This is a genomic window from Buttiauxella sp. A111 (assembly GCF_014189855.1).
Classification (GTDB): domain Bacteria; phylum Pseudomonadota; class Gammaproteobacteria; order Enterobacterales; family Enterobacteriaceae; genus Buttiauxella; species Buttiauxella selenatireducens.
This window is the reverse complement of sequence record NZ_BJFN01000002.1, coordinates 380,922-393,215: the sequence shown is the minus strand read 5'-3', so window position 1 is coordinate 393,215 and position 12,294 is coordinate 380,922. Positions and strand designations below refer to the sequence as shown.

Annotated in this window: 15 protein-coding genes and 1 riboswitch; of the genes, 3 read left to right on the top strand and 12 right to left on the bottom strand. The window is 51.4% G+C overall.

The window, feature by feature from the left end:
* Window positions 1-8: 8 nt before the first annotated feature.
* Window positions 9-108: riboswitch (TPP riboswitch) on the bottom strand.
* Window positions 109-133: 25 nt separating this feature from the next.
* Window positions 134-1,804, bottom strand: coding sequence for an HTH-type transcriptional regulator SgrR (gene sgrR, locus BSPA111_RS07870; protein WP_183270614.1), 1,671 nt, complete (start codon window positions 1,802-1,804; stop codon window positions 134-136).
* Between the two features lie 88 nt (window positions 1,805-1,892).
* Here sgrR and sgrT point away from each other — a divergent pair, with 88 nt between their 5' ends.
* Window positions 1,893-2,054: a glucose uptake inhibitor SgrT gene (gene sgrT, locus BSPA111_RS07865; protein ID WP_183270613.1), complete on the top strand. Its 162-nt coding sequence runs from the start codon at window positions 1,893-1,895 to the stop codon at window positions 2,052-2,054.
* A gap of 132 nt (window positions 2,055-2,186) precedes the next feature.
* Window positions 2,187-3,365, top strand: coding sequence for a sugar efflux transporter (locus BSPA111_RS07860; protein WP_183270612.1), 1,179 nt, complete (start codon window positions 2,187-2,189; stop codon window positions 3,363-3,365).
* A 142-nt stretch (window positions 3,366-3,507) separates the two neighbouring features.
* Here BSPA111_RS07860 and hemW read toward each other — a convergent pair whose 3' ends face one another.
* From hemW to BSPA111_RS07835, 5 genes are all read right to left on the bottom strand, one after another.
* The gene (hemW, locus tag BSPA111_RS07855; RefSeq protein ID WP_183270611.1) at window positions 3,508-4,644 is read right to left on the bottom strand and encodes a radical SAM family heme chaperone HemW; all 1,137 of its coding nucleotides are present in this window, start codon (window positions 4,642-4,644) and stop codon (window positions 3,508-3,510) included.
* Complete coding sequence (locus BSPA111_RS07850; protein WP_183270610.1) at window positions 4,637-5,230, bottom strand: XTP/dITP diphosphatase; 594 nt, start codon at window positions 5,228-5,230, stop codon at window positions 4,637-4,639. The genes hemW and BSPA111_RS07850 overlap by 8 nt, the downstream gene beginning before the upstream one ends.
* Window positions 5,231-5,258: 28 nt before the next feature.
* Window positions 5,259-5,549, bottom strand: a complete 291-nt coding sequence (yggU, locus tag BSPA111_RS07845; RefSeq protein ID WP_183270609.1) for a DUF167 family protein YggU — start codon at window positions 5,547-5,549, stop codon at window positions 5,259-5,261.
* Complete coding sequence (locus BSPA111_RS07840; RefSeq protein WP_183270608.1) at window positions 5,546-6,100, bottom strand: YggT family protein; 555 nt, start codon at window positions 6,098-6,100, stop codon at window positions 5,546-5,548. The genes yggU and BSPA111_RS07840 overlap by 4 nt, the downstream gene beginning before the upstream one ends.
* 87 nt (window positions 6,101-6,187) lie before the next feature.
* Window positions 6,188-6,892 carry a YggS family pyridoxal phosphate-dependent enzyme gene (locus BSPA111_RS07835; protein WP_183270873.1) on the bottom strand — a complete coding sequence of 235 codons (705 nt, stop codon included), beginning with the start codon at window positions 6,890-6,892 and terminating at the stop codon, window positions 6,188-6,190.
* 15 nt (window positions 6,893-6,907) lie between these two features.
* On the opposite strand from BSPA111_RS07835, the gene BSPA111_RS07830 reads away from it, so the two are divergent.
* Window positions 6,908-7,921 (top strand): type IV pilus twitching motility protein PilT, encoded by a 1,014-nt coding sequence (locus BSPA111_RS07830; protein WP_183270607.1) that lies wholly within the window; start codon window positions 6,908-6,910, stop codon window positions 7,919-7,921.
* Window positions 7,922-7,930: 9 nt separating this feature from the next.
* Here the strand turns inward: BSPA111_RS07830 and ruvX are convergent, their stop codons facing one another.
* From ruvX to BSPA111_RS07800, 6 genes are all read right to left on the bottom strand, one after another.
* Entirely contained in the window at window positions 7,931-8,350 is a 420-nt protein-coding gene (ruvX, locus tag BSPA111_RS07825) for a Holliday junction resolvase RuvX (protein WP_183270606.1), read from the bottom strand.
* Entirely contained in the window at window positions 8,350-8,913 is a 564-nt protein-coding gene (locus BSPA111_RS07820; RefSeq protein WP_183270605.1) for a YqgE/AlgH family protein, read from the bottom strand. Before BSPA111_RS07820 ends, ruvX begins: the two co-directional genes overlap by 1 nt.
* A 136-nt stretch (window positions 8,914-9,049) precedes the next feature.
* Entirely contained in the window at window positions 9,050-9,997 is a 948-nt protein-coding gene (gene gshB, locus BSPA111_RS07815) for a glutathione synthase (protein ID WP_183270604.1), read from the bottom strand.
* 50 nt (window positions 9,998-10,047) lie between these two features.
* A complete protein-coding gene (gene rsmE, locus BSPA111_RS07810; RefSeq protein WP_183270603.1) occupies window positions 10,048-10,779 on the bottom strand; it encodes a 16S rRNA (uracil(1498)-N(3))-methyltransferase in 732 nt (243 codons plus the stop codon).
* A gap of 162 nt (window positions 10,780-10,941) precedes the next feature.
* The gene (gene endA, locus BSPA111_RS07805; protein WP_183270602.1) at window positions 10,942-11,649 is read right to left on the bottom strand and encodes a deoxyribonuclease I; all 708 of its coding nucleotides are present in this window, start codon (window positions 11,647-11,649) and stop codon (window positions 10,942-10,944) included.
* A 92-nt stretch (window positions 11,650-11,741) separates the two neighbouring features.
* A complete protein-coding gene (locus BSPA111_RS07800) occupies window positions 11,742-12,257 on the bottom strand; it encodes a SprT family zinc-dependent metalloprotease (RefSeq protein ID WP_183270601.1) in 516 nt (171 codons plus the stop codon).
* Between the last annotated feature and the right edge of the window lie 37 nt (window positions 12,258-12,294).

Here is a 12,294-nt window from a genome sequence, read left to right as displayed (position 1 = left end):
AAGGACTTTGAGAAATGAGCCTCAAATCCCTTCGCCGGCGTTATCCGGATCAGGTTCGACGGGTATTATCTCAGCCAGACTTTCGCCTTAGCACCCCGTTGAGAACGCGTGCATTGTAGTGATTATGTAAATATTACGAAAGGGGTATTGGTTCTGGCGGTGCAAACCATGCCGACTTAAAGTCAAACCATCCCAACGTGTTCATTCTCACGCCACGCATACTGCGTTGACCTTCAATGCGCAACCAGTGGTGGATTAACGGCAAGATATCATTATTTTCCACGCGACTCTGGCACCACTCAGGCAGAGAAAGCTCACCGTTGTGCCATTTACTGGTATCTGTTTCCCAGTCAATGGCGAGGCATTTTTGAATCAACGGCACTTCATAAAGATGTGAATAGAGTGAAAACTCTAACGGCAGAGTGAAGTTCGCGCTATTAAGCCAGATATCACTTTCAGCATCGCCCTGATGCCACTCTTCATAACTGACTTCTTGCACCACAAGTTCAATGCCAATGCGGGCCAGCAGTTCTTCCATAACCTTACTGATCACCCGATGTTCAACGTGATCGCGATAAAAAGTCAGCGTTACGGACTCCAGCCCGGCAGGTTTTTCCAGTACTGGCTGTGGGCGAGTGTGGTGCCAGCGCGGTAGCAGCCCGTAAGCTGGGAACCAATATTGCTGATTTTGTGCACCTGCGCTGAAAAGCAGATGGATCGGTGCCAGAACATGGCTCAACCATCGGCGCACTTCTGTATTGCTACCCAGTGTTGAGCGGCTATCGAACAAAATATAGTAGCAGCCTTCTTCAAGACGACTTTCGATGGCTTTCTCGCTGTCGGGCATTCCTGACAATTGCACCGCACAACTGACCTCTTCACCAATTTCCGGCAGCACCCAAAAATTCACCTCGTCAATCAATGCCCGATAACCGAAGTAATCATCGTAGGCCTGAATTTTCAGCTGGTTGGTATTGTTGCGTACCACCGAATACGGGCCGGTACCGACGGGCTGACGAGCAAAGTTGGATAAGGTCTGCCATTCACGCGGCAGGATCATCGCATTGACGCTGCCCAGTAACCACGGTAGCCATTTGTCGGGTTGTGAGAGGGTGATATCCAGCGTCCAGGCCGTAGGCGAGGTAATTTCCTTAATATGCGAATAAAGCGGCAAAGTGCTGATACGTTGCAAGGATGTCGTCACATCCAGCATATCCAACTCACGGCCATGGTGAAAATGAATGCCGGGGCGAAGATAAAAACGCCAATGTAATGGGGAAATTTGTTGCCAGTGGTGGGCAATATCCGCCTCCAGTTCCCCATTTTCCTCATTTATACGGATAAGCCCGCTGAAAATTTGCCGGGCAATATGGGTTTCGGAACGACGTAAAGCTGAGCCAGGCAACAGATTTAGCAGTGGGCGATAGTAGAGAACGCGCAGAATATGCCGTCCTTGTCGAAAGCTTCTGCCGAGGTGAGAAATCAGCATTTGGCGAACGGCTGCTTTATCGCCAACGATTTGCACCAGTTGATCAATTCGGTCCTGCTCGAGAAGATCTTCTGCGCGCTGTTGCTGAAGCGCAAGGCCAGTGTACAGAAACTCAAGCTTTGATCGCTTGCCGCGCCCGGCTTCGGCTTGCCAGTTTAACCAGCCATTTTCCTGCATCGCGCTGAGCAACGTTCGCATATGGCGGCGGGAGCAATTCAGCAGTTCGGCCAAATCATTCAGCGTCGTTTCTTGCGGCTTGCCTTCGAAGCTTTGCCAGAGGCGAATGAATTGTTGCTGTAGACGACCTGTAGACATAAAAGAGGAACTCCCGGCAGAAACTCATCAATTTAACTTTCCTCATATTACGCCAATAATCATCAACGATGAAAGCGAGGAGGTACATATGAAACGGTCACCGGTTGTTAAGTTTTATCAACAGTATTTTGCCGCAACACAACGTGTTTCTGCTGGATGGCTGGCTCGCCAGACAGCGTCGCAACGTCTGAGGATGCTCGAGGACTTAATGCAGTGGGAAGTCACTACTTCCGCAACCGTGAAGTACTAACTCGTTGATTCATGTGTGACTGAGAATTGGTGATGTTCACCCAGCCAGCGGTTTTTTACCGCTGGCTTTTTTATTCGGTATAGTGGACGGCTTGCACATTTATCACCCGCTCGAGTAAAAGGATCTCTCTGCATGGCCTGGTTTCTGACAAAAGGACGACGCCTCAATCCGGTGTACACGGCATTTATGGTTGTGGCATTTATGATGGGGATTGCAGGGGCACTTCAGGCGCCCACGCTGAGCCTGTTTTTAACGCGTGAAGTGCAAGTGCGGCCGTTCTGGGTCGGGTTATTTTATACCGTCAATGCGATAGCCGGGATTCTGGTCAGCCTGATGCTGGCGAAGCGTTCAGATAGCCGGGGGGACAGGCGCAAACTGATTATGATTTGCTGCGCGATGGCCGTGGCAAACTGCATTTTATTTGCTTTTAACCGTCACTACCTGACGTTAATCACCGTGGGCGTCATGTTCGCTTCCATTGCTAACACGGCGATGCCGCAAATCTTCGCCCTGGCTCGCGAGTATGCTGATAGCTCCGCGCGTGAAGTCGTGATGTTCAGCTCGATAATGCGTGCACAACTGTCGCTTGCCTGGGTCATTGGCCCGCCATTGTCGTTTATGCTGGCGTTAAACTACGGCTTTACCACCATGTTTCTTATCGCGGCGGGGATTTTTGTTATTTCGCTGGGGATAATTTTCTTCGCACTTCCGTCGGTTGAGCGGATTGAGCAACCTGCCGATGTTGCGCTGACGCAGGTCAGCGGCTGGAAAGACAAGAACGTCCGTATGTTGTTTATCGCATCGATGCTGATGTGGACCTGCAACACCATGTACATCATTGATATGCCGCTGTGGGTCAGCAGTGATTTAGGTCTTCCAGAGTCGCTGGCGGGGCTACTGATGGGGACGGCGGCGGGGCTTGAAATCCCGGCGATGATCCTTGCGGGCTATTATGTGAAGCGTTTTGGTAAGCGACGCATGATGGTGATTGCCGTTGCCGCAGGTGTGTTGTTCTACGTCGGGCTGATTCTGTTCCACAGTCGCACGGCGCTGCTGTTGCTCCAGCTGTTTAACGCGGTGTTTATTGGCATTGTCGCCGGGATTGGAATGCTATGGTTCCAGGATTTAATGCCGGGTAGGCCGGGGTCCGCGACCACGCTGTTTACCAACAGTATTTCGACAGGCGTAATTCTGGCCGGGGTGTTACAAGGCGCGCTGGCGGAGAGTTTTGGGCACTATTCGGTGTATTGGCTGATTGCGGGATTGGCGGTGTTGGCGTTGATTTTGACCAGTAGGGTCAAAAATATCTAATACCCGTCATACTTCAAGCTGCAGATGCGTTGGCTGCGCTCCCTCACCCCAGTCACTTACTTGTGTAAGCTCCTGGGGACTCACTCTCTTGCCGCCTTTCTGCAACTCGAATTATTTAGGGTATTTTTGATAGTGTTGATTTTTATTCAGCTAAAAACAGTTCCAGCAGCGAATTCAAAAATAGCTTCCCGTGCTCGGTAATTTGCCAATATTCCTCAGTTTCAATCAGGTAATCTTTGGCAATGGCTTCATCTAACTGTGCACGAATCACGGTTTCGTCCAGCCCGGTATACAGACTAAATTCATTGCGCGGTGCGGCTTCCAGCAGGCGGAAACGGTTCATAAAGAACTCGAACGGTTTATCGGCTTGCTCAACATCGTGCTGGCGATCGAGGTATTTGCCTTCCATATAGCCGCGCGGGTGGCGTGTTTTGGCGGTACGCATAATGCGCCCGTCTTCGAACGTCACTTTACCGTGTGCGCCACAGCCAATTCCCAGGTAGTCGCCAAAACGCCAGTAGTTCAGGTTGTGCTGACACTGATAACCCGGTTTTGCGTATGCCGAGGTTTCATATTGCTGATATCCCGCAGCCGTTAGCAGTTTGTCGCCCTGTTCGAAAATATCCCACAGCGCGTCGTCGTCCGGCAGTTTTGGCGGACGAGAGCTAAACAGCGTGTTCGGTTCAATCGTCAACTGATACCAGGAAAGATGCGGGGGATTAAGCTCAATAGCCTGGCGCAAATCATCCAGCGCTTCTTCTAGCGACTGGTCTGGCAAACCGTGCATCAAATCCAGATTGAAACTACGCAGCCCTAATCCACTAGCCAGATTTGCCGCACGTTTCGCTTCACCCGCATCATGGATACGGCCCAGGCGTTTGAGTTTTGTCTCGCTAAAACTCTGCACACCGATAGAAATGCGGTTCACGCCAGCACGTTGATAGCCAACGAAACGGTCGGCCTCAACGGTGCCAGGGTTCGCTTCCATGGTAATTTCTGCATCTGCTGCCAGCGGCAGACGCGCACGCACGCCATCGAGCAACGTTTGCATCGCCTCGCTTGAAAGCAAGCTAGGCGTACCGCCACCAATAAAGATGGTCTTTATTTCACGTCCTTGTGCCATTGGCGCGTCGTTATCCAGATCGCGCAACAGGTGGGCGACATACTCGTCGTGCGGGACGTCGCCTTTTAGTGCATGAGAATTGAAGTCACAGTAGGGGCACTTCTGCACGCACCACGGGATGTGAATATAGAGACTCAGTGGTGGCAAATTAGCCATTTTTCATTGCTTCCAGTAACAGTTTTAGTGCTTGCCCACGGTGGGAAATCGCGCGTTTTTCATCACGAGTGAGTTCAGCCGCAGTTTTGCCCTCGGTAGGGACAAAGAAAATCGGGTCGTAGCCAAAGCCGCCAGCCCCTGCGGCCTCGCGGGTAATCCGACCTTCCCAACTGCCGTGACACACCAGCGGTGTTGGATCTTCTGCATGACGCATATACACCAGCACACAATGGAACCGCGCTTTGCGTTGTTCGTCCGGCACATCTTTCAGTGTAGCCAGTAGCTTTTCCAGATTCTGCTGATCCGTTGCGTCAATGCCTGCGTAACGTGCCGAGTAAATACCCGGTGCGCCGCCCAAAACATCGACAGCCAGACCAGAATCATCAGCGATGGCAGGCAAACCCGTAATCTGCGCCGCGTGACGGGCTTTCAGAATGGCGTTTTCGATAAACGTCAGGCCAGTTTCTTCGGCAGACTCCACGCCTAACTCAGTTTGTGCCACAACATCCAGACCAAAATTGCCCAGTAAATCGGCAAGTTCACGCACTTTACCGGCGTTACCGGTCGCGAGGACAACTTTTTGCATAGTGAGATAATCCTGTGAAATTCGGTAATTATTCGAGCAATGCCGCGACTTCCGTCGGGATTTGTTGCGGGTCGATAATCTTAACTTGCTTATGACGGCCCAACTCGCCTTTCTCAACCACAACCTGGCTTTTGGCGACGCGGAACTGTTTAGCCAGATATTTTACCAGATGGGCGTTGGCTTTGCCGTCAATTGGCGGCGCGGTGATGGCGACTTTTAGTTCGTCGCCATGCAACCCAATAATGCTATCCCGGCTGGCTTTAGGCTGAATATACAGCCGTAAAACCAGCCCGTCTGCGGTTTGACTCACTGCACTCACAGCAAATACCACAGCCCCGGGAACAGATCCATGCCAAGGTAATTCAGTGCATACAGAATCAAAATCACGACCATCGCGGAGAAATCAATGCCGCCCATTGCCGGAATAACGCGGCGAATTGGTGCCATCATCGGTTCGGTCAATTGCATCAGCACGTATTCAATTGGACTGCGACCCTGGCTAATCCAGCTCATCAGCGAACGAATAATAATGACCCAGAACACCAGCGTACCGGCGGACTTGAGCAACGATAACAGGCCAACCAGCAGATTCATTGGGTCAAGCGACAGCGCGCCTACCTGAATCAGTAGCAGAACAGGATACTTCAGCGTGGTGAGAATAAACGCCACCAGCAACGAAGAGGTATCAATTGGCCCAATCGAAGGGATTATCCGGCGCAATGGCCCGACAATCGGTTGGGTAATCTTGACGATAAATTGGGCAAAAGGATTGTAAAAATCACAACGCGACCACTGCATCCAGATGCGAATTAACAGCACCATCACATACAGTTCAATCAGTGTTTTGACCAGGAAAGTCAACGTTAGCATGGTGTTCCTCAATAATAAGCCCTGCATCATTCAGGCTGTAGATGCTAAGTTTTGCGTCCTACAACCTGAAATCTATTGGGCTACGGTTTAGCTGGCGGAGTAATCCCGCGCGCCGAAAATAGCGGTTCCAATGCGCACCATGGTGCTGCCTGCGGCAATCGCGGCGTCCATGTCATCGGTCATGCCCAGAGACAACGTATCAACCGTTGCATAGCGGTTTTTGAGCGATGTGAAAGCGGCTGCCATTTTCTGGCAAACCGCTAACTGATGCTCGTAATCAGGTTCAGGGGCAGGGATCGCCATTAAACCTCGTAACACCAAACCCGGTAGTGCAGCGACGTCAGCCGCCAGCGCATCAAGCTCACTTAGCGCAATACCAGATTTGCTTTGTTCATCACTAATGTTTATTTGGATCAGCACGTTAAGCGGTGGAAGCTCGGCCGGGCGCTGTTCGCTTAAACGGGTGGCAATACGAAGCCTGTCGACGGTGTGGCACCAGTCAAAATGTTCTGCGACCAGACGGCTTTTGTTCGACTGTAAAGGACCGATAAAGTGCCATTCCAGTGTGGCTTCGCTGTTCTCGGCAAAGTAACGAATTTTATCCACGCCTTCTTGCACGTAGTTTTCACCGAAAGCGCGTTGCCCGGCAGCAATCGCTTCTGCGAGGGCGCTCGCAGGCTTCGTTTTGCTTACTGCAAGCAAAGTAACTTCCTCTGGAGCACGGCCGCAGCGTTTAGTTGCCGCTAAGATTTTGTGCTGAACCTGTGCCAGATTGTGCGTTATTTCATTCATAGGTTGGAAAGTGATATGGATATCGAAGAAATTGTGGCCCTTAGTGTAAAGCATAATGTCTCTGATCTACACCTGTGCGCGCACCTTCCTGCTCGCTGGCGCAGGCAAGGGCGGCTAGAACTGCTGCCTGGAGGCGCTCCTGAGCCGGATGTTTTGCTGGAAGACTGGATGTCGAAAGCACAAAAGGTGCAACTGCAAGAAACCGGGCAGGTGGATTTTGCCGTGACCCTACAATCAGGGGTGCGATTGCGGGCTAACGCTTTTCACCAGTTGCATGGGCACTCTCTTGCCTTGCGGTTATTGTCTTCAAACTGCCCCAAACTTGAGGCGTTAAATGTCCCGCCACTGATACCCGAATTGCTACAGTCGCCAGATGGCCTGATTCTGGTCACAGGTGCGACGGGCAGCGGTAAATCCACCACGCTTGCGGCAATGGTTGATCATCTCAACCATCGGCTTGATGGGCATATTCTGACGCTGGAAGATCCGATTGAGTTTGTTCATTCCTCTCATCACTGTCTGATTCAGCAGCGTGAGCCCGGCACGCATTGCCGCTCTTTTGCCGCCGCTTTACGTGCCGCATTACGTGAAGACCCGGACGTGATTTTGCTGGGGGAATTACGCGATAGCGAAACTATCCGTCTGGCGCTCACTGCTGCGGAAACCGGCCATCTGGTACTGGCAACATTGCATACTCGCGGTGCCGCACAAGCGGTGGAACGGCTGGTGGATGTCTTTCCTGCAGAGGAAAAAAGCATGGTGCGTAGCCAGCTGGCCGGTAGCTTAAAAGCTGTGCTCGCGCAGAAATTACAGCCTGACGCTCAAGGTGGAAGGGGGGCGTTGTTTGAATTATTGGTAAATACCCCTGCTGTGGCGAGTCTTATCCGCGAGGGGAAAACGCATCAATTACCCGGGCTAATTCAAACCGGCCAGCAGTATGGCATGCAGAGTTTTGCGCAAAGCGAGGCGATGTTTCTTAGGAAAGGTCAGTTTGCAACGGCGGAGTCGCGAGTGCGCCTTCCGCCGTAGAGGTAACAATCAAGGGTTATAGTCAAACCAGCTTTCAAGAATGATGACTGCGGAGGCTGAGTCAATGCTACCTTTGTTTAAAGCCCGGAAACCGCCGTGTTCAAACAAGCCTGCACGGGCTTCAACGGTGCTCAGGCGCTCATCTTGCAGAGAAACTTTTACGCCAAAACGCCCATGCAGACGGTTGGCAAACTTACGCGCGCGGACGGTAAGTGGCTGTTCGGTGCCATCCATATTCAGGGGTAAGCCAACGATGACTTCATCGGGTTGCCACTCTTTAAGGATTTTTTCGATAGCATTCCAGTCCGGCGTGCCATCTTGTGCTTTCAGCGCGGTTAAAGGGCGCGCCGTTCCGGTAATACGCTGCCCGATGGCGACACCAATACTTTTAGTACCGAAATCAAAGGCTAACAATGTCCCACTGCTCATTATGCGTGCCCCGCTTCGCTTGGCATATTATGAATATCAATGCCGATTAATTTCGCGGCTTCACGCCAGCGTTCGGAAATTGGGGTGTGGAAAATAATCGACGCATCTGCTGGCGCAGTTAACCAGGCATTGTCCAAAATCTCTTGTTCCAGTTGCCCTTTTTCCCAGGAAGAGTAACCCAGTGCCACGATCACATCCGTAGGTTGGTTGGCTGTGCCGATAGTTTCGAGCACATCACGGGAAGTGGTGATCACCGTTTCATCAGAAATACGGATGCTTGAAGCAAAACAATTCGGTGGCGAGTGCAAAATAAAGCCCCGGTCTTCCGCTAATGGGCCACCGATAAAAACAGGTTTATCAAGACGAATGGATGGGTCGCGCGGTTCTGGTTCGATTTTTAATTTTTCAAGAACACCGTCAACCTGAAGGTTTTCGAGGGGTTTATTGATGATTATCCCCATAGCGCCTTCGTCGCTATATTCACAAATATAAACGACTGCTCGCTTAAACAGAGGATCCTGGAGCGCCGGCATGGCAATTAGAAAGTGATGCTGTAAATTCATTGTCAGAGGTTCTGGTTCCGGTTGAAAAAGCGGCATTAAACGCGCGAGGAATAGTCAGTTTATCACTATTAAACTACTCCGGACACTTGACCCATACCAAAGGTATGGGTCTTTTCCCTAAAGGGAGCGTGCACAATTATTTAGCCAGACGTTTCTCGATAGCGTCGAACAACATTCCTGTGATCGATACCGGGAATTCGGCTTCGATTTCGCGAATGCATGTTGGGCTGGTGACGTTAATCTCGGTCAGGCGATCGCCGATAATATCCAGACCAACAAAGATGAGCCCTTTGGCTTTCAATGTTGGGCCGACGCGGCGGGCAATTTCCCAATCGCTGTCAGTCAATGGACGCGGTTCGCCACGGCCACCGGCGGCCAGATTGCCACGGGTTTCGCCACCTTGTGGAATACGCGCCAGGCAATACGGAACGGGTTCGCCGTCGACGACCAGAACACGTTTGTCGCCATCGACAATAGCAGGCAGGTAGTTTTGCGCCATGCAGTAACGATTACCGAGTTCAGTCAGCGTTTCAGCAATGACGCCGATGTTAGGATCGCCTTCTTTAACGCGGAAGATTGATGTGCCGCCCATGCCGTCCAGCGGCTTGAGAATGATGTCGCCGTGTTTTTGCCAGAAAGCTTTAAGCTGCGCTTTGTTGCGGGTTACCAGCGTTTCTGGGGTCAAATCAGCAAACCAGGCGGTGAACAGCTTTTCGTTACAGTCGCGCAGGCTTTGCGGTTTGTTAACGATCAGCGTGCCTTGTTCTTCTGCGCGCTCAAGAATGTAGGTCGCGTAGATAAATTCGGTATCAAAAGGCGGATCTTTACGCATTAAAATAACGTCGAGATCGGCAAGCTGGATATCTTGCTCACTACCAAATTCGACCCATTTATCGTAGTTCTGCTCGACACTGACCAGACGTGTGCGTGCGTGCGCTTCACCGTTGATCAAATACAGATCTGCCATTTCCATATAGTGGAGTTCGTATCCACGGCGCTGTGCTTCAAGCAACATGGCAAAACTGGAGTCTTTCTTGATGTTAATGTTTGCGATGGGGTCCATCACGATGCCGAGCTTGATCATTGTTTTTCTCCTTTAAAGCTGGCTATAAGGCGTAAGCCTTGTACCAGTTTTTAGCCCAGGTCGCCAAAACGCACTTGCAGCGCGGTAATGGCGGTGAGCGCGGTAGTCTCAGTACGCAGAACGCGAGGTCCCAACAGAATATCAGTAAACTGATGGCGTGCGGTCATCGCAATTTCATCAGCCGTTAAACCGCCTTCAGGGCCAATCAGCAGACGTACACGTTCAACAGGTTGCGGCAACGTGTTGATACTTGCGTTGGCGCGAGGATGGAGGTTCAGCTTCAGGCTGTTATCAAGTTCTGCACACCACGCTTCGAGGTCCATTGCCGGGCGAATTTCTGGCACGATATTGCGGCCGCATTGTTCGCAGGCAGCAACGGCAATTTTCTGCCATTGCGTGAGCTTCTTATGCAGACGCTCGGCATCCAGTTTTACGCCACAGCGTTCAGAAAACAAAGGGGTAATCACATTCACGCCGAGTTCGACGGCTTTCTGAATCGTGAACTCCATTTTCTCACCGCGAGACATGACCTGACCGAGATGTAGGTGCAGTGGAGATTCGCGGTTATCGAGGGTGGCACTAAGTACCTTCACTCGCACACTTTTCTTATCTGCCTGAACGATTTCTGCGTCAAAGATCTGATTACTTCCATCAAATAATTGCAGTGCGTGGCCTGCGCTCATGCGCAATACGCGACCGACGTGGTTCGCAGCATCTTCGCAAAGTGCGACGTCCTGGCCGACGGTGAGGTGTTCAGGATGATGAATGCGGGGAATACGCATGATTTATAGGATCCAGTTGCTAAGGCGAACTGTTTTAATCCCCTCTCCTTTGGGAGAGGGTTAGGGTGAGGGGGAATTAGCTATCACAACTCTCACTCCAGCCCTCTCTTTTGGGAGAGGGAGAAAACATCGCGCGGTAATGAATATGACCGCTAGTGTAGGTTAGCTGTTTTGTGCCTGGCAAGCCCGCAGCACATAAGGGTTATGATTGCCCTGAACTTTAGCGATGCGCTCATCGCGTTCGCACTCCCAGGCCGTGACCGGATATTGTTTATTCCAGGCCTCAAATAGCTGGGTCTGTTGGCGAGAAAGGTTGAGCTGATACTGGTCACGCATGTAGAAGTAGGTGCGGGCGATAGCGCCGCGAGCCCGCGCTGGTGGCTCGGCAATCTTATCTTTAAAGTCGACTTTCATTTCACACTGTCCGTATTGCCCCTCACCACCGTTCCACTGGCTGTACATGAAGTTGTTACGATCAGCATTCACTTCGCCTACAGCGGGTTGCAGGTTGTGCATATCGCTTTCCATCTTGCGATATTCCGGGTCTTTGGCACAGTTTTTACGGCCGCCATCTTGCCAACACTGGCGCTGATGACCGAACTGCCAGGCCGGTACGACGTGCTCCCACTCGATACGCGTCGCGCGATTTTCATTCTTCCGGACTTTGTAGCCGCAGGACTCAAGATCGGGAATACCCTTTTTCCCTTCCCAGCTGATTTTACATCCACAATAGAAGTCGCCCGGCGCGTCGGCATTCACTTTGGCGCCAGCGGCTTTGGCTTGAGAAAAATTATTGATACCAGCACTGAGTGCAGAAAAAGAGGAGAGGGCTGCAATAACTGCAACAGCCAAAGAATATTTGCGAGACATTTCCAGAATCCTTACTAAAACGTGCCTGAACCCTACCTGATGCATTTTTGGGATTCAATCAGCTAAATCAGGAAATTTTAAGATTAATATTTTTAATTACAGGGAGTTGTAGCGTCTGGCTTTAACAGGTCGCCGCATTGAACACAGCGGTATTCCGCTTCACCACGTACAACACGGTTATGTCGCCTGACCGTAAGTTGGTGTAATTGGCAGCGGCAGCGATAAGGGAAGGTATTCTTACGCACCGATTGCACTTCAAATTTGTGTGTGCGCCTTGCAGGAACGCCAAGCACGCTTTCCATCATCCATTTCCACTCTTTGCCGTGTGGTGCAACGCGACCAAAGTGTTTCCAGACCAACAAATGAGCCAGTTCGTGCGGGACAACTTCATCAATGAAGGTTTGCTGATTTTCCATCAGCAGCACGGGGTTTAGACGAATTTCGTAGCTATCCATCCACGCGGTGCCCGCAGCTGTGCCACGCTGCTGATAGACCAGTTTCGGTTCGGGATAATTTCGTCCCAGGTGTTGATTGGCCTGTTGGAGTTTTTCCCGCAGGCAGCGCATAACGGCCTGTTGGATTGCGATGGGGAGTCTTGGGGATTTCATAGCGGGCAAGAATAGTGCGAGGTGGGGCAGGGTGCAA